Origin of the sequence: Autumnicola edwardsiae (assembly GCF_031846505.1) — a bacterium.
Taxonomy (GTDB): domain Bacteria; phylum Bacteroidota; class Bacteroidia; order Flavobacteriales; family Flavobacteriaceae; genus Autumnicola; species Autumnicola edwardsiae.
Genome location: NZ_JAVRHP010000022.1, coordinates 15,653 through 33,003 on the forward strand (window position 1 = coordinate 15,653; position 17,351 = coordinate 33,003).

General features: G+C 40.2%; 15 protein-coding genes and 1 tRNA gene. 8 read left to right on the forward strand and 8 right to left on the reverse strand.

Annotated features, from left to right (window positions below):
- Nucleotides 1-25: 25 nt before the first annotated feature.
- Nucleotides 26-766, forward strand: coding sequence for a murein L,D-transpeptidase catalytic domain family protein (locus RM529_RS06215; protein ID WP_311483889.1), 741 nt, complete (start codon nt 26-28; stop codon nt 764-766).
- A gap of 64 nt (nt 767-830) precedes the next feature.
- Here RM529_RS06215 and RM529_RS06220 read toward each other — a convergent pair whose 3' ends face one another.
- The 3 genes from RM529_RS06220 to RM529_RS06230 form a co-directional block, all read right to left on the reverse strand.
- A complete protein-coding gene (locus RM529_RS06220) occupies nt 831-2,465 on the reverse strand; it encodes a L,D-transpeptidase family protein (RefSeq protein WP_311483890.1) in 1,635 nt (544 codons plus the stop codon).
- A 72-nt stretch (nt 2,466-2,537) separates the two neighbouring features.
- A complete protein-coding gene (locus RM529_RS06225) occupies nt 2,538-2,825 on the reverse strand; it encodes a GNAT family N-acetyltransferase (RefSeq protein WP_311483891.1) in 288 nt (95 codons plus the stop codon).
- A gap of 3 nt (nt 2,826-2,828) precedes the next feature.
- Nucleotides 2,829-3,380 (reverse strand): ClpP family protease, encoded by a 552-nt coding sequence (locus tag RM529_RS06230; RefSeq protein ID WP_311483892.1) that lies wholly within the window; start codon nt 3,378-3,380, stop codon nt 2,829-2,831.
- A gap of 29 nt (nt 3,381-3,409) precedes the next feature.
- Between RM529_RS06230 and RM529_RS06235 the strand changes: the two genes are divergently transcribed.
- The 3 genes from RM529_RS06235 (at nt 3,410) to RM529_RS06245 (ending at nt 4,420) form a co-directional block, all read left to right on the forward strand.
- Nucleotides 3,410-3,874, forward strand: coding sequence for a GNAT family N-acetyltransferase (locus RM529_RS06235; RefSeq protein ID WP_311483893.1), 465 nt, complete (start codon nt 3,410-3,412; stop codon nt 3,872-3,874).
- A gap of 47 nt (nt 3,875-3,921) precedes the next feature.
- A tRNA-Gly gene (locus RM529_RS06240) sits at nt 3,922-3,994 on the forward strand.
- Between the two features lie 216 nt (nt 3,995-4,210).
- Entirely contained in the window at nt 4,211-4,420 is a 210-nt protein-coding gene (locus RM529_RS06245; RefSeq protein WP_311483894.1) for a hypothetical protein, read from the forward strand.
- Between the two features lie 184 nt (nt 4,421-4,604).
- Here RM529_RS06245 and RM529_RS06250 read toward each other — a convergent pair whose 3' ends face one another.
- Entirely contained in the window at nt 4,605-6,170 is a 1,566-nt protein-coding gene (locus RM529_RS06250) for an NAD(P)/FAD-dependent oxidoreductase (protein WP_311483895.1), read from the reverse strand.
- 99 nt (nt 6,171-6,269) lie between these two features.
- A complete protein-coding gene (locus RM529_RS06255; RefSeq protein ID WP_311483896.1) occupies nt 6,270-7,781 on the reverse strand; it encodes a GH3 auxin-responsive promoter family protein in 1,512 nt (503 codons plus the stop codon).
- A 120-nt stretch (nt 7,782-7,901) separates the two neighbouring features.
- Between RM529_RS06255 and RM529_RS06260 the strand changes: the two genes are divergently transcribed.
- Nucleotides 7,902-8,696: a DUF2797 domain-containing protein gene (locus RM529_RS06260; RefSeq protein ID WP_311483897.1), complete on the forward strand. Its 795-nt coding sequence runs from the start codon at nt 7,902-7,904 to the stop codon at nt 8,694-8,696.
- Nucleotides 8,697-9,039: 343 nt separating this feature from the next.
- On the opposite strand, the gene RM529_RS06265 is transcribed toward RM529_RS06260, so the two are convergent.
- Together RM529_RS06265 and RM529_RS06270 are read right to left on the reverse strand one after the other, a co-directional pair.
- Complete coding sequence (locus tag RM529_RS06265; RefSeq protein WP_311483898.1) at nt 9,040-11,727, reverse strand: AsmA family protein; 2,688 nt, start codon at nt 11,725-11,727, stop codon at nt 9,040-9,042.
- 3 nt (nt 11,728-11,730) lie between these two features.
- Complete coding sequence (locus tag RM529_RS06270) at nt 11,731-12,447, reverse strand: queuosine precursor transporter (RefSeq protein ID WP_311483899.1); 717 nt, start codon at nt 12,445-12,447, stop codon at nt 11,731-11,733.
- 102 nt (nt 12,448-12,549) lie between these two features.
- Between RM529_RS06270 and folK the strand changes: the two genes are divergently transcribed.
- Nucleotides 12,550-13,680, forward strand: a complete 1,131-nt coding sequence (gene folK, locus RM529_RS06275; RefSeq protein ID WP_311483900.1) for a 2-amino-4-hydroxy-6-hydroxymethyldihydropteridine diphosphokinase — start codon at nt 12,550-12,552, stop codon at nt 13,678-13,680.
- Nucleotides 13,681-13,759: 79 nt separating this feature from the next.
- Here folK and RM529_RS06280 read toward each other — a convergent pair whose 3' ends face one another.
- Nucleotides 13,760-14,305, reverse strand: coding sequence for an RNA methyltransferase (locus RM529_RS06280; RefSeq protein WP_311483901.1), 546 nt, complete (start codon nt 14,303-14,305; stop codon nt 13,760-13,762).
- Nucleotides 14,306-14,409: 104 nt separating this feature from the next.
- Between RM529_RS06280 and RM529_RS06285 the strand changes: the two genes are divergently transcribed.
- Both RM529_RS06285 and RM529_RS06290 read left to right on the forward strand, forming a co-directional pair.
- Nucleotides 14,410-16,242, forward strand: a complete 1,833-nt coding sequence (locus RM529_RS06285) for an ABC transporter ATP-binding protein (protein WP_311483902.1) — start codon at nt 14,410-14,412, stop codon at nt 16,240-16,242.
- Nucleotides 16,243-16,418: 176 nt separating this feature from the next.
- Nucleotides 16,419-17,345: an alpha/beta hydrolase gene (locus tag RM529_RS06290; protein ID WP_311483903.1), complete on the forward strand. Its 927-nt coding sequence runs from the start codon at nt 16,419-16,421 to the stop codon at nt 17,343-17,345.
- The last annotated feature ends 6 nt before the right edge of the window (nt 17,346-17,351 follow it).

A 17,351-nucleotide genomic window follows, 5' to 3' on the forward strand; every position in this document is an offset into this window, starting at 1 on the left:
AATTTAAATAAAACCTATTTAAAATATGACGTATAGAATTTTGATTGTGATGGCGGTATTAGTTTTTTCATTTGCTTTTAAGAGCACGGAAAAACGAAATGAAAATGAGAAATCGAATGCGATCAGTGAGATTGTGGCTACTGAAGCTTTAACCTTTAAAGAGGAAGTCGCAAATGCTTACGAAGCTTTTTCCAGAAAAAATATAAATCTTCCCACACTAGAGGTTTTTGAAAAAGGAATGAAGGGTTATTATAAACTGGAAAAACAAGGTGAGGTAACCAAGAAAATTCTTACTATAGTAGACTTTAATTTATCTTCCAGCAAGAAGAGAATGTGGATTTTGGATATGGAAAATAAGGAAGTACTATTTCATACCTATACGTCCCATGGTAAAAATACAGGTGGCGAATTCGCAAAAAAATTCTCGAATACTCTAAATTCTCTTCAAAGTTCCCTTGGATTTTACGTGACGGGAGAAACATATTACGGTAGTAACGGACTTTCTCTTTTTATCGACGGAAAGGAGAAAGGATTTAACAGCAACGCCAGGAAACGTTATGTTGTAATTCACGGTGCAGATTATGCCAATCCAGATTTTATAAAAAAATACGGAAGGCTGGGCAGAAGTTATGGATGTCCTGCTGTTCCAAACGCTTTAGCAAAAGAACTTATAAATACCATAAAAGGTGAATCTGTGGTTTATATTCACAAAAATTCTTCAGATTACCTGAAAAAATCTTCTTACCTAAATTATCCAACAGCATAAAGGTAAAGAACAAGAAAAACAGAAATCCCGCTTCTTTGGCGGGATTTTTTGTTTCTGAATGATTCTACTCCTTCAGTAAATTGTAAATCTTTTGATCAGTTCCGTAAATATCCTCAGTAAATCGTGCTTCTCCGTTCTCGCGCCATGAAGTCCAGTACAGGTGGTGAACTTTTACCTGTTGGGTAACTTCAATTTGTGTGGTTTTTCCGGAGGCGATAATCTCATCAATATCTTCAGAAGAATATTGCGACCTGTTTTTTAGGAGATATTTAGAAAGTTCTATAGCGCCCTGTACCCTTACACAGCCGGAACTTTCTGCCCTGGAATTCCTTTCAAACAAAGCTTTGGAAGGAGTATCGTGGAGATAAATCAGGTACTCATTAGGATAAATAATCTTAACCTGTCCTAAAGGATTAGAACTTCCCGCTTTCTGCCTGTAGGTATAATCCATGCCTTCACCAGAACCAAAATTAATGGTAGAAGGATCTACCTCCTGGCCATCATTGTCGTAAATAGTAAGGTTCCTGTTTTTGAGGTAAGAAATATCTCCGGCAGCACCAGGAATAACGTCATTTTTTTTAATTGTAGGAGGGATAGTCCAGGTTGGATTATATACAATGTATTGAATTTCATCAGAAAAAATCGGGGTTTTCCTGGCCTGTGTACCTACCATTACCTTATGCGTTGAAACCGTGTCGCTCTCCCGCACCACAGTGAGCTTGTAGTTAGGAATATTCACGAGGATATAATGATCTCCAAAATTTCGCGGAAACCAGCGCCAACGTTCCATATTTGCCATTATTTGATGATAACGGTCTTCACTGCTTTTATTAAGGCTGGAAATAGTGCCGGGACCAATAACGCCGTCTACATGAATTCCATATTGAAGTTGAAATTCTTTTATAGCTTCCTGTATCTCTTTATTATTTTTGTTTGTTAGAGAGTCGTACTCTATAGAAAAACCGATTTCTTCCAGGCGCTTTGCGATAGCAGGGATTCTTGGATCATTTTCATCCGGTTTTATAGTTTTTCCTGACGCTATTGTTGTGATACTTTTTTCTTCAGAATTCAGTTTCTCGTATTCCGCAAGGGATTTTTTTAAGCCAAGGTAAACCGGGTGATCTGGTTTGATTGAATTTAATGTAGCATCAATATCTTCCTGGTTTATGGCTTCTTCCAGAATTTTCGCCAGGTCAATGTCTTCCTTTGGGAGGTCCCAGATTTCAAAAAGTTCTTTAGGATTCAGCTTTCCGTAATAAAGATCATGTGCAAGCTGAAGGAAATTATCTGTTAATGAAATTTCAAGCCTGGATTTTTCTTCCTGATTCAAATCCTCAAGATTGGATAAAGATTCTTCCAGGTATTGTATATTGTAATCTTCAGGATTTAGTCCGTCTTTATCGATATTTTGAATATTCCGGTATAGACTTTCCCGCAGTCCCGAATTTACCCAAACCGGCTCAAAATCCCGATCCTTATAAAATTCAGCAGCTTCTTTTCTGCGTTGCAGCGACAAATTTTTTGCTGCAGCAGTGTCTGCAAAAAGTTCCGAAATAAATTCAGCATCGGTTAACTTTCCTATTGATTCTGTATTATTGGATGTTTCAATGCCCGGTTCTTCTGCATTGTCTTTGCATGAAATAAAAACAAGCGTGGCGATTAAAAACGTAATTAAAGTATAAACTCTGTTTGTTATCATGGCAATCTGGATTTCAGATTTTTGCGCTAACTTAAGGCAAAAAAGAAAAAAGCCCTATGGTAGGGCTTATGTTTATCTGGTGGCTCTTACATCCTCGTAAGATTTGTGCCTTTCAAACTGAACCTCTGCAAAAGGGCAGAGCGGGTCAATTTTTAAATTGTTTTCCCGGGCATGCTCCACACTTCTTTTTAAAAGTTCTGTAGCCAGTCCCTGACCTTCAAATTTTCGGTCTACTTTAGTGTGGTCTATAAGAATGATGTTGTTATCTTGCCTCTTGTAAGTAAGTTCAGCAATAATACCTTTTTCACCTTCAATATAGAACATTCCCCGCGTATCGCTTTCCTTGTGTTTAATGTCCATTTGCTATTTTTTTAAGATCCCATCTACAATGCCGTAATCTAAAGACTCGTCTGCGTCCATCCAGTAGTCACGGTTAAAATCTTTCATCACCCTGTCGTAATCCTGATCGCAATTTTCTGCTAAAATCCGGGCGCTGAGTTCTTTGGTCTTCAGGATCTCATTTGCCTGAATTTCAATATTTGAAGCCTGGCCACGTGCGCCACCGCTTGGCTGGTGTATCATAACCTTGGCATGAGGTTGGATAAACCTTCTGCCTTTAGTTCCTACAGAAAGCAAAATAGAGCCCATAGAAGCAGCAAGACCGGTGCAAATAGTAGAAACCGGGCTGTTAAGGGATTGTATCGTGTCATAAATAGCAAATCCATCGGTTACATAACCTCCAGGACTATTTATAAAAAATTGTATTTCTTCGTCGCCGTCAAGATCAAGATACATTAACCGGTCAATCACGTGCTTAGCCGTCTTGTCGTTTACCATTCCCCAAAGAAAAACTTTACGTTCTTTAAGGAATTTTGCATCTATTAAATCCTGAATTTTTCCGGTTTTATCTTTCATATTTCTTGTAAAAATTATCTAATCTAGTTATGGCTAAAAATATGATTATTTTAGCAGAAAACTCCGGTATGGAACCTGCATTTAACAAGATTTTAAAAGAAGATATAGAAACAATAATTCCATTTATTCAGAAGTTGTCCAAAGAAGAATTTTCTGATGAAATTTTAAAGAAACGATTTACTGAAATGCTCGAGCAGAATTATGAATGCTTCGGAATTTTTATTGATCAGAAGCTAATTGGTGTTTTTGGGCTTTGGTTTATGACCAGGCATTATGCCGGTAGAAGTTGCGAGCCCGATCATATTTATATTTCTGAAGAAGTTCAGGGAAAAGGAATAGGAAAGAAATTATTTGAATTTATCTATAATTATGCTGAAGAAAAAGGTTGTGAGACTTCAGAATTAAATAGTTACGTTCAGAATTATCGTTCTCATAAATTTTATATGAACGAAGGCTACGTAATAAAGGGATATCATTTTTTAAAAAAGCTTTAATTTTTTTGGAAGTTGAAAGACTTAAACTTTATATTTGCAGTGCTATTGCGGGAGTAGCTCAGTTGGTAGAGCGTCAGCCTTCCAAGCTGAATGTCGCCGGTTCGAACCCGGTCTCCCGCTCAAAACGAACCCCTTCAGAAATGCAGGGGTTTTTTGTTGTCCATTTTCACTCCATCGGTAGAAACTGAAACCGGCTCTTTAGGATGATGACTCAAAAATGGCAATTATCGGTCTTCTGTTTAAAAAGTGACCGGGTGAGAAGCCTGCCCAGAGTAAGCTTTGAAAATGTGAATCGAAGGGAACCCGGTCTCCCGCTCAAAACAAACCCCTTCAGAAATGTTGGAGTTTTTTGTTGTCCCAACTTTTGCTGAAAAACCACCGGGTGAGAAGCCTGTCCTGAGTGAGCTTTGGAAAAGCAAATCGAAGGGAACCGGGTCTCCCGCTCAAAATCAAAACCCCATCAGAAATGAAGGGGTTTTTTGCTCCTTTAAGGTAAAAGTAAACCTGTCAGGTTTTCAAAACCTGACAGGTTTCCCTACTTTGTAAGATTGTGCTTTAAAAACGCCAATTATCAATTTGCATTTTGAATGCAATATCATTTTCTGAGAATAATCTAATCCGTAATTGTAATTTCAAGTTGCTTTTGAGGAGCCACTTGGGTTTTCGAGGAGAGGCCTCGAAAATGGCAATTATCGACTGCTGTTTGAACCACGATGCACTTTAATTGCAATTAAGAATTCTCTTCAGCATATTTTTTAGCAATAGCATCCACGCAGTTAATTCCGTCTATTGCGGCAGAGATTATTCCGCCGGCATAACCGGCTCCTTCCCCGCAGGGATAAAGTCCGCTTACTTCGATATGTTCAAAGGTTTCAGGATGGCGCGGAATGGAAACAGGGGAGGAAGTCCGGCTTTCCGGCGCATGTAAAACCGCTTCATTGGTATAATAACCTTTCAGTTTTTTTCCGAAGAGTACAAATGCTTTTTGCAGGCGGGTGGCAATTAGCGGAGGCAGAATTTTATTCAAATCAACACTCACAATACCGGGTTGATAAGATGTTTTCGGGAAATCTACAGAGACTTTTCCTTCCACAAAATCTATCATTCGCTGCGCAGGAACCTGCTGGGTTTTTTCGGCTGCTTCCCAGCACGCATGCTCTACACTTTTCTGAAAATCCAGCGACACAAAGGGATCATTAGGATCGAAATTTGGCAAATCTTCAGGGGTAACGCTCACCACAATCCCTGAATTGGCGTACGGATTATTACGCTTACTTGGGCTCCATCCGTTAGTAACCACTTCTTCCTGTGCTGTGGCGCAAGGGGCAATAATACCGCCGGGGCACATACAAAAGGAATAAACACCCAGGCCGTCTACCTGCTCCACAAGGCTGTAAGATGCGGGCGGCAGATAAGGATTTTCATCGTCCCCGTGATATTGTATGGTATCAATTAACTTTTGCTGATGCTCCACCCTAACCCCAAGCGCAAATGGTTTTGCCTCAATTTTAATATTTTTTTCGTGTAAAAGGTAAAATATATCCCTGGCAGAATGTCCTGTTGCTAAAATTACTTCCTCAAAAGAAAGCCACTGGTCATCATTAATCTGAATAGCTTCAATTTTGTTGTTTTCCAGTTTTAAATCGGTAAGTTTGGAATTAAAACGGACTTCCCCGCCGGCTTCAATTATCGCTTCCCGCATAGAAGTGATAATCTTCGGAAGTTTATTGGTCCCGATATGTGGATGTGCATCTACGAGAATTTCAGGATCTGCACCAAAATGTACAAACCACTCCAGTGCCTTCAGGACATTACCACGCTTTTTAGAACGTGTGTATAATTTTCCGTCAGAATAGGTTCCGGCGCCGCCTTCTCCAAAACAGTAATTCGATTCGGGATTCACAATTTGCTCTTTGTTTATCTTCGCAAGATCGTGCCTCCGTGCGCGAACATCTTTTCCACGTTCAAAAACTATTGGTTTTAGTCCGGCTTCAACAGCGCGCAACGCAGCGTATAAACCTGCCGGCCCGGCACCAATTATGGCAATTTCCTTAGAATTTAAAACCTGCTGTGGAATAAATGCCGGAATGGTCTTTCGCACCTCATCCTTCTTCCAGAATTCCACCTGAAGATTAATCTTGACCGGCTTTCTTCGGGCATCAATAGATCGTTTCCGAATCCGCCACTCCCGAATATCTTTCTTTTTAATTTTGGCTTTTTCCAACGCCAACGGGAGAATAACAGATTCGTCTTCCTGTTGGTTGGGTAAAACTGAAATTTGTACCAGGCTGCTCATAGGGGTCAAAGATACGTATAAACCCAAATCTTCAAACCTTTATTCCTGCAAAGAGAAGGAAAATAGAAGCCGATAATTGTCAAAATTTGGGATGCATCTTTACATCATAGTAAGCAATTCTTCAACGTATTTTCTTGAATTGGAAAGCCTGGGAATTTTATGCTGGCCGCCTAATTTGTCGTTCTTTTTAAGCCAGTCATAAAAGAGGTCTTTACGTGCCTGGTGAATTTTGAGCATATTAAGCGTCATATTATTAAAGCGTTTGGCCTCATAATCGCTGTTTATTTCCTGTAGCGCCTTGTCTAGCTGAATTTTAAAGTTTTCAAGGTCCCGTGGCGGGGTGAGAAATTCAATAATCCATTCGTGGGAGCCTTTTTCTTTGCCTTCCATAAAAATAGGTGCCACGGTATAGTCCATAATTTCACAATTTGTGACAAGGGAAACTTTTTTTAGGGCTTCTTCGGCATTTTCAATAATAAGCTCTTCTCCAAAAACATTTATATGGTGCTTTGTCCTGCCCGAAACTTTTATTCGATAAGGACTTACTGAAGTAAAACGAACGGTATCGCCTATTTTATAACGCCATAGCCCGGCATTTGTAGTTATAACGACTGCATAATTTTGACCAATTTCGACCTCGCTTAACGGAATCAGCTTTTCTTCTGAAGTATTATAGGTATTCATCGGAATAAATTCGTAGAAAATTCCGTAGTCCAGCATCAGCAACAATTCTTTGGAATCATTTTGATCCTGGCAGGCAAAAAATCCTTCGCTCGCATTGTAAATCTCATAAAACCGGAAGTCTTCTTTAGGCAGGATTTTCTGATATTGCGATGCATAAGGATTAAAGCTCACCCCCCCGTGAAAATAGACCTCCAGGTGCGGCCAGACTTCAAATAAGTTGTTTTTTCCGGTAGTTTCCAGGACATTATTCAGCAAAACCAGCATCCACGAAGGCACTCCGGCAAGGCTGGTAACTCTCTCCTTAATAGTTTCATCTACAATAGCCTGCATTTTCACTTCCCAGTTGTTCATCAAAGAAACTTCATTGCTGGGAGTGCTGCTAAATTCTGCCCAAAAAGGCATATTATCTATTAAAATTGCCGACAAATCTCCATATGCCGTTCCGTTATCCCTGTAGATTTCCTTACTTCCTCCAAGTCTTAAATTTTTGCCGGCAAACATTTGCGACTGCGGATTGTTATTTAAATACATGCACAACATATCCTTGCCCGCCGCATAATGGCAATTTTCAAGGGAATCGTCGCTTACGGGTATAAATTTACTTTTGGCGTTAGTGGTTCCGCTGGATTTTGCAAACCATTTAATAGGAGTGGGCCAGAAAATGTTATTTTCACCACGCCTGCTTCTTTCAATATTGGGTTCATAATCTTCGTATTTCTGAACCGGAACACGATCTGCAAAGTCCTGATAACCTTTTATGGAAGCAAAGTCGTATTTCCTGCCAACTTCAGTGTTTTTTGCTTTTGAGATCAGGTTTTTTAAAAGCTCATGCTGTACCTCGTGAGGGTACTTTATAAATAATTCCATTTGGTGGATCCGTTTTTTAAGGAACCAGGAGGCAACAGAATTTACTAACGGAATTGGCATTATTTATTTTTAACTTTACGCGCTAAGTCTTAAGGGCATAAAATGGTTGGTTGGCTAAAAATAAACTAAACTTTACAGCCTGCAAAAAAAATCGTTTCAACAAAGAATAATACCAAATCTATGAGGTACGAAGGTGTGCTTACCAAAATGAAAACGGAACTTACAGATACCGTTCAATATTACCTGCTTTTCGAATCGGACTTTCTTAACCTTAACCAGGTTCTAAACAAGAAACTTAGTATAAATTTTCTTCAGTTTCAGTGTATTAACTGTGCTAAACAGAAAAAAGTGTTTAGAAGCGGATTTTGCTATGACTGCTGGAGTAGTATTCCGCAGGCAGGAGACTGGATTATGAGGCCAGAATTAAGTAAAGCACATTTGGGGGAGGAAGATAGGGACCTGGAATACGAAAAGCAATCGCAACTCCAGCCTCATGTGGTATATCTTGCCAATTCCAGCAATGTGAAGGTTGGGGTGACGCGCAGGAGCCAGGTGCTTACACGCTGGATCGATCAGGGAGCGCACGAGGCTATAGAAATTGTGGAAGTGCCCAACAGATATCTCGCTGGAATTACCGAAGTAGCTTTAAAGGACCATGTTTCAGACAAAACAAACTGGCGCAAAATGCTCACCAACGATATTCTGGATCTGGATTTAGCTGAAGAAAGAGAAAAACTGAAGGATTTTATTCCTGAAGAAGCCAAACAATATTACCTGGCCAGTAACAAAGAAACCGAAATCGAATTCCCCGTACTGGAATTTCCGAAGAAAGTAAAAACGCTTACTTTAAAGAAAAGTCCGTTTTATGAAGGAATTTTAAAAGGAATAAAAGGACAATACCTTATTTTTGAAGACGGTACAGCTTTTAACGTGCGAGCGCATGAAGGCTATGTGGTAGAGTTGAATGTTTCGTAATTTTTTTAGTGGAGAGTGGAGAGAGAGAGAAAGTTCTTTTTTTAAACTCTTCATTAGCTTCCAAGTTCTGTCTGTAAACGAGCGTATATAAGAGCAATAATTGCCAAATTTTGACTTAGACTTTTTGTAAAAGGAAGCAAGACCTGACAGGTTTTTAAAACCTGTCAGGTCTGATTTATAACCGTACCTGTATTCTTTTAGTTAGGAAACATCATTTAAAATTAAGGATGAAAATTGCCATTTTTTGAATAAGCCGTTTTAGTGGAAAGTGAAGAGAGGAGAGAAAAAAAATCTTTTCACTCTCCTCTCTCCACTTCTTCCACTCTCCACTTCTTTCACCCTTCTAGTTCCCGGTAGTATCCTTCTTTTTCGTCCTGTTGTTTAGAATTCCGCCAAGAATGTTACGCGCTGCTTCCTCTACTTTATTTTCAGTACTTTGCGGCGGAGTCTGTTGCGGAGTTGCGGTGCTGTCTGCGGCGGTAGGATCCTGTGGCGTTGAATTATCTGTAGTTCTTCTGCCTTTTAAAACATCATTTATGGCGTCAATCCCTCTTTGTTGCAGTTTCTCTTTTTGCTGCTGAGCGATCTTTTGCGTTAAATTGGCCACAGCCTGCTGCATGTTCAGGTTGATCTGCGGATTATCGAAAGTTCCGCTCAAATTCACCGGTAGTGCTACCATCATATCCTGAATATTTTCGCCACTTAACTGCCCGATCGCACCTCCAATTTGGCTTCCCAGGTATCTCGCAGGAACATCCAGGTTTACGCTGTAATTCATATCCATATCAAAACCGTGCGAACCTGCAACTTCCACATTTATTCCTTCCACGTCAAAATTAAAGGGGGAAATTTCTACATTTCCGTTATTAAATGTAAGATTGGTTCTAAGATTATCGAGATCAATATCGTTAAGGTCTATAAAACTTAACTCATTATCCAACCTGCTCAGTAATGGCATATTATCCGGATTTATTTCTGCAGTTAATATTTGTGCTAAGGCATTTCCGGCAAGGCTTTGGAGCTGCGGAGTCATATCATTATTTAAATTTCCCTGCAGGTTTAAAGTGGTCTGTAATTTTCCTTCCAGGGCATTTGCAATTGGTGCGAGTGCCTGCAGCATTTCCATACTATTAAAGGACTGGGCGATGTTAAGTGAATTCAGGTTCAGGTCCATCTGGAAAGTAGGCGTGGGATTTTTGGTTGAAACATTCCCGTCCAAAGCAATACTTCCTTCAAAAATAGAACTGGTAACATTCTGCAGTGTAGCAGTTTCATCCCTTAGAATAATTGTTCCTGTAGTGTTTTTTAGCTCGAGGTTATCGTATAGAACCCGATTGGCATTAAAGGCAACCTGCACATCCAGGAAAGAAGGGATTTTTACAGCTTCTTCTCCCGTTGTTTGGGCAGGAGTATCTTCTTCTGAAGTTGCTTCAGCATCTTCTGCAGCGGTTTCTTCAGTTTCAGCAACCATAAAATCGTTCACTGCAAATGTGTTGGAATTCACCTGAAAGTTTCCTTTTAGAGCCTGATCTGTGAAAAGATAACCCATCAAATTCTGAATATTTCCCGAAGCAGTAATATCGGTTTGTCCCGTAGTCATTTTCAATTCCGGCACTGTCACATTTCCCTGGTTAAAGTTGAGGTTTGCGCTGGAAATTTGCACTTCGTTGGGAATTTCAGGAGAGCTGTAGCTAAAATTCCTGATGCTGGCAGTACCCTTACTGTTTACATTTTGATATTGCTCATTTTCAATAGAATTCATATCAAAACTGGTGGTAAGATCAGCGGTTAAGATTCCGTTGAGGTCCAACTCCATGTCCAGCGGATACGCCTGTTCGATATTTGCCAAATTTATGGTGCCGTCTAAATTAAGGTTTACCAGCATGTTTTCCATAAGGTTGCGCACACTTCCGTTGGCGGCAAACCTGTCCTGATCGATTTGGAAGGTGACATTGTCAAAAGTGATATAGGTGTCATCTACAAGTCCGGTTTCATTGATAATCTTTAGATCAATGTTAATATCCTGAACGCTTTTCGGTAAATCTGGATATTTGAAGGATGCATTATTTGAACTTACTTTGATATCCATCTTTGGGATACAGGTTTCGTCAACAACCCCACGGATTATTCCGTTTACCACAAAATCTCCATTAGTTTCAACATTTTCTATGTTCTTTGCGTACTCTTCAGGAATAACAGCAAGAAAATTTTTAAAATCTGAAGATGGCGTTTTAAAACTGAGGTCAATTTCATTGTTGTCTTCATTTACCTGAACGTAACCATCAAAAGTTAGCGGTAACTGGTTGATCATCGCCTCGTTTTCCAGGAAAGTGTACCTCATATTTTCAAGGTCCATCTGTATCACAGCATCCAGGGCCACTTTGTTTCGGTTTAAATAATTAGTGCCGTCAAAATCGAAAGTTACCAGGGCCGTGGTTTCAGTATCCAACTCACTTTCGTCCAAAGAGAAGTCTCCGGTTCCATTGTGATTAAGGTCTTCCAGGTGAAGGGCCATTTTAGAACCTTCATCTAAATATTTTAACCGGGAATTGTTTATTTCGTAATGCTTCAGGTCAAAACTAAAACCGCTCGAAGTAGTAGTGTCTGTAGCGGTAGTAGCCGTGGTATCTTCAATAGCAATATCATAATTGGCATTTCCAAGGGAGTCCACTTTTATGTTTACATAAGCATTATTCAGGCGGAATTCATCTATACTTTTTGGTTCTTCACTGCCCTTAAAGAGTTCTTTTACAGACATTTCCAGTAGCACTTCTTCGCTTAGCGCCAGCGTATCCCCTTGAAAAGGAGCATTATTAAGTACGCTCACATCTTTTAGAACCACAGTGGCCTGCGGGAAACTTCTGAAAAAACTTAGATCAATTTCACTGAATTCAACCTGCGCATTTACATTTTTGTTAATTGTCTTTTTTACAAAATTTTCAATCTGTGTTTCAAAAACAAATGGAGCGGCGATTAAAATAATAACCACCACTAAAATGAAAATTCCGAATATCTTAAGTGCTTTTTTCATAACCTATACTTTTAAATCCTGTCCGGGATCTTTTAATTCTTCGCCTTGCTTCAGACCAAACTTTCTTCTAAGCGTATAGACACCCAGGTACAAAAACGGAGTGTCAATCGCGGCGACTATAACTTTAAAAAGGAATCCGCTAAGCAATAATCCGCCAAACAGGTCCCATTCAATTCTATTGAAACTACAGAGCAAAAATAAGACCGAAAACGTATCTACAAATTGTGACAGGAAAGTGGAGAAATTGTTCCGCAGCCATAAATGTTTTCCTTTAGTTAGTTTTTTCCAGAAATGGAACAATTGTATGTCGATGTATTGGGCGAGGAGATAGGCCAACATAGAAGCAAAAACCGCGATGGTGGTGGCGCCAAAGACAGTTTTAAAAAGTTTGTCGCCAACAGGAGACCATGCTGTGGCAGGAACAGCGTCTGCTAAAAAGACGATAAGCAGCGAGAAAAAGGAAGCGAAAATTCCGGCAGTTACAATTTGGTTGGCTTTGCGTTGTCCATAGATTTCACTAATAATGTCAGTTATAAGAAACGTGACGGGATAAGGTAAAATTCCTACAGAAATTTCAAAAGTGTAGATTCCGAAGAAATCCCAGTAAAAAAATTTTTGAAAAATAAGGTTCGAAACCACCAGGGAAGCGATAAACAAAGCCCCTAAAATAAGATAGATCTTTTGTGCGGAAAGCTGGTCCTTAATATAAAGTTGCGTCACATTATTTTTTTAAAGACTTGAGGCGAAATTAAGGAGATGTGATTTTGTTTTGCTTAATTTGCCGTGAAATTTTTCACCGGGTCTTATTAAATTTTTTCTCAATTGAATTCCCCTAAATTAGTATATATCGCGCTGGGAAGCAACGTTGGCGAGCGTTTTCTCTTTTTACAGGATGCTGTAGATCGTCTTTTTGAAGAAGTAGGGGAGGTCAAAGATGTTTCTAAAGTATATGAAACTCCAGCCTGGGGTTTTAGCGGAAATTCTTTTCTTAATGCCTGTGTTACTGTTGCAACACGTTTTTCTTCGGAAGAAGTGCTGCAAAAATTACTGCAGATAGAAACTGAAGCCGGCCGTAGCAGAACAGACTCTAAGAATTACCAGAATCGTACGCTGGATCTCGATATTTTGCTTTTTGAGGGTGAGGTTGTGGAAACTGAAAAGTTGAAGATTCCGCATCCTGAAATGCAGAACCGTAAGTTTGTACTTCAGCCTTTACAAGACATTGCGGGCAAAGAGGTTCATCCGCTTCTAAAAAAAACAATTTCTGAACTACTTCAGCAAACGAAAGATAAAACTGAAATTAACCGGATTTCTGAAGGATTAAAACTTCCGCAGAAGAATTACAGCTTTAAAAACTACAGGTATATCGCGGTAGAAGGAAATATTGGGGCGGGAAAAACCAGTTTTTCCACAATGATCTCCCAGGATTTTAATGCAAAATTGATTTTGGAACGTTTTAAAGACAATCCGTTTTTGCCGAAGTTTTACGAAGATAAGGAGCGTTATGCTTTTTCGCTGGAAATGTCGTTTTTGGCAGATCGCTACCAGCAACTTGCTGATGATATTTCGCAGTACGACCTTTTTAAAGATTTTGTAATTTCAGACTACGATGTATTTAAATCGCTGATATTTGCCAAAATCACGCTTCAGGAAGATGAATATTCGCTTTACAACAAGCTGTTTCATCTCATGTACAAGGAACTGGTAAAGCCGGAATTATATATTTATCTATATCAGAATACCGACAGGTTGCTCGAAAACATTAAAAAGCGTGGCCGCGATTACGAACAGAATATCCAGCCAGAATATTTACTGGAAATCAATAAATCTTACCTCTCGTTTATTAAATCGCAGACGGGAATGAAGGTGCAGATCATCGATATTTCAGATAAAGATTTTGTGAATAACCGGAAAGATTACCTGACCCTTTTAGATGAAATTGAATTCTCCTAAAGCCCCTAACCCCCAAAGGGGGAATAAAAGATTCTCTCCTGCAAGGTTTTTAAAACCTTGTAGGTTTTAGATACACAAATCATTCTCTAATAGAAGAAATTTTTACAAATAAGTCCCAAAGAACAACCCCTGTACTCACCGCAATATTTAAAGAATGCTTACTGCCCAGCTGCGGAATTTCAATAATCCCGTCGCTTGCAGAAACAACCGACTGCTGTACACCTTTTACTTCATTCCCAAAGACTACGGCAATAGTTTCTTCCTGTTGTGGCTGGAAATCGTTTAGCATTATCGAGCCTTCAGCCTGTTCAACAGAGAAAACTTTTATGTCGTTTTTTTTCAGCTTCTCCACCAGATCCAAAACATCTTCAGCATATTCCCAGGCGACAGTTTCTGTAGCGCCCAGTGCAGTTTTCTGAATATCTTTATGGGGCGGTTGGGCGGTGATTCCGCAGAGATAAATCTTCTGAATCAAAAAAGCATCTGCAGTTCTAAACACAGATCCAATATTGTTAAGGCTGCGTATATTGTCCAGGATGACGATAATTGGCGTTTTGGAGGCCTCTCTAAATTCTTCAACAGATTTGCGATCCAGTTCGCTGTTCTTAAGCTTTCGGTTTTCCATTTTGCGAAAATAAGAATTATTAATTTCAGTATTTTATTTTGAAGCTATCGTCACCAGCGGTAAAAATCATTTTTCCTCCTTAACTTGCGCATAAAAATCAGCTTTTGCCACGAAAGAAGAAATCATTAGAACCTAACCAAATCAACTTTAGGGAAAGTTTTGCTTCGCTGAAATTTGTTCCCAGGTTTTTTAAGGAAATCAGAAAAGTAAACCCCATGCTTTTCTACGTTAACCTGCTGTGCCGCGTAGTTAATGCCTTTTTGCCGGTGCTTATTCTTTATGTCGGGAAACTCATTATAGATGAGGTTGTACTTCAGATTGCTGCGGAAGAAAAAGACCTGGATCGGTTGTGGATCCTGGTAGCCGTGGAATTTGGACTGGCGGTAATTTCAGACTTAATCAGTCGCGGAATAAGTTTGAGCGACGGACTGCTAGGCGATCAATATTCAATAAATACTTCGGTTAAAATCATCAAAAAAACATCAGAATTAAACCTGGACCAGCTCGAAGATTCCGAATTTTACGATAAGCTGGAGCGGGCGAGGCAGCAAACCACCGGCCGTGTTGGCTTGATGTCTAACATTCTCACTCAGGGCGAAGATGTGGTGGTTATCCTGTCTTTGCTTGGCGGAGTGGTCGCCTTTGAGCCGTGGCTGATTATTTTGTTGGTCGTTTCCATAATTCCCACTATTATCAATGAAATCAAGTTTAGCGGCACCAGCTATTCCCTCGCCCTTAGCTGGACTCAGGAACGGCGGGAATTGGATTACCTGCGCTATGCCGGTGCCAGTGATGTGACCGCGAAAGAGGTGAAATTGTTCGGACTCTCAGATTATCTCGCAAACCGGTTTAAGAACTTATCCGATACGTATTATATGCAGAGTAAAAAACTGGCGAAAGAACGTGCCGGCTGGGGTTCTTTTTTTAATGTTATTGGCACTTCGGCCTATTATGGGGCGTATGTTTTTATCATTTTCAGGACGGTGGCAGGTGTCTTTTCGCTTGGGGATCTGGCCTTTCTATCCGGATCGTTTAACAGGTTACGTTCTAAATTGCAGGGATTTTTTACCCGTTTTACGGCAATTACAGAAAGCGCGCTGTATCTTCAGGACTATTTTGATTTTCTCGATCTTACTTATACTGAAAAATCTTCGGAAGGAAAACTGCCTTTGCCGAAGAAAATTGAATCGGGGTTTCAATTTAAAAACGTAGGATTTAAATACCCCAAATCTGAAAAGTGGGTGGTCCAAAACATCAATTTTCAACTGAAGGCTGGGGAAAAACTTGCTTTTGTCGGGGAAAACGGCGCCGGAAAAACCACCCTTATTAAGTTGTTGCTGCGGTTTTATGAACCTACCGAAGGAGAAATCCTGTTGGACGGAATTCCGGTGAAGCAATACAAACAGAGTGATTATCAGCAGTATTTTGGTGTTATTTTCCAGGATTTTGTAAAGTTTGAATTAACGCTGCGGGAAAACATTGCGATGGGTGAAATCCAAGAAATTGGAGATCAATTAAGAATAGACGGAGCTGCGGAAAAAAGTCTCGCGCGCGAAGTAGTTTCAGAATTGCCGCTGGGTTATAATCAGCAGTTAGGGAAAAGGTTTAAGAACGGAAAAGATCTTTCGGGCGGGCAGTGGCAAAAAATAGCCATTGCCAGGGCTTATATGAAAGATGCTGGGGTTTTGATCCTGGATGAGCCTACTTCGGCTTTAGACGCCCGTGCCGAAACGGAAGCTTTCGACAGATTTATTAGATTAACCGAAGGCAAAACCGCGGTAATTATTTCCCACAGGTTCAGTACAGTTAGAATTGCCGATAGGATTATGGTTTTAAAAGATGGCGCCGTGCTGGAAATTGGAACGCACCAGGAACTGATGAAAAATGATAAACTTTATGCCGAATTGTTTAACCTGCAGGCGGCGGGATATCAGTAGGGGTGAGTTAAAGGTTTGAAAGTTTAAAAGTGTAAAGTAAGTGGAGAGTGGAAAGTGAAGAGTTCAAAACTCAAATTTACTCTGCGATAAGCGGCGGGATCTGCGGGAGATTTTTTACAGTCACCTGGAGCGGAGTCGCGAGACACGTTCACATTAACAACAAACACCATATACCCATGAAAAAACATTTTCTCATTTTATTATTAATCGCAGCAACAACTTCAGTAATGGCGCAACATGAAACACTTCCTTTATGGCCTGATGAAATTCCCAATAGTCAGAAATCTGATGAAAAGGAACTTTCAGCAAAAGATGGGATCAACTGGATTACCAAGGTGCAGGAGCCAAACATCGCGGTGTATCTGCCTGCAAAACAATCTGCCACCGGGCAGGCCGTGGTAATTTGTCCCGGCGGCGGATATGCCGGCCTGGCCTACGATTGGGAAGGCACAGATTTTGCAAAATGGTTAAACTCCAAAGGCATTGCAGGGATTGTTTTAAAGTACAGGCTGCCCGGTTCAAAATCGGTTAAAGTGAGTTATGAAGCGCCTTTACAGGATGTGCAGCGGGCAATACGCATGGTACGTGCCCATTCGCAGGACTGGAATATCAATAAAAATAAGGTTGGGGTAATAGGCTTTTCGGCTGGCGGGCATCTGGCTTCCACTTTGGGAACTCATTTTGATCACCAAGATTCTTTCGAGAAAGATTTCGTAGACGCTTTAAGCGCACGGCCAGATTTTATGGCGCTTATTTATCCGGTAATTACGATGGATGAAAAGTTTACCCACCAAGGCTCTAAAAACGCTTTGCTCGGTAACAATCCTTCGAAAGAATTAGTTGAAAATTTCTCGAATGAACTGCAGGTGAAGCAAAACACGCCGCCCACGTTTCTAATTCACGCTACAGATGACGAATCGGTGCCGGTGGAGAACAGCCTTAGGTTTTATGAAGCATTGAAAGCAAAGAAGATTCCGGTGGAAATGCATATTTATCCTGAAGGTGGCCACGGATTTTCGTTTGGCCTCGGAAAAGGCTATTTGTCTTCCTGGACAGACAGACTAGCCGATTGGCTGCACGGTTTAAATGAAGAAAATCCGTAGAATAGG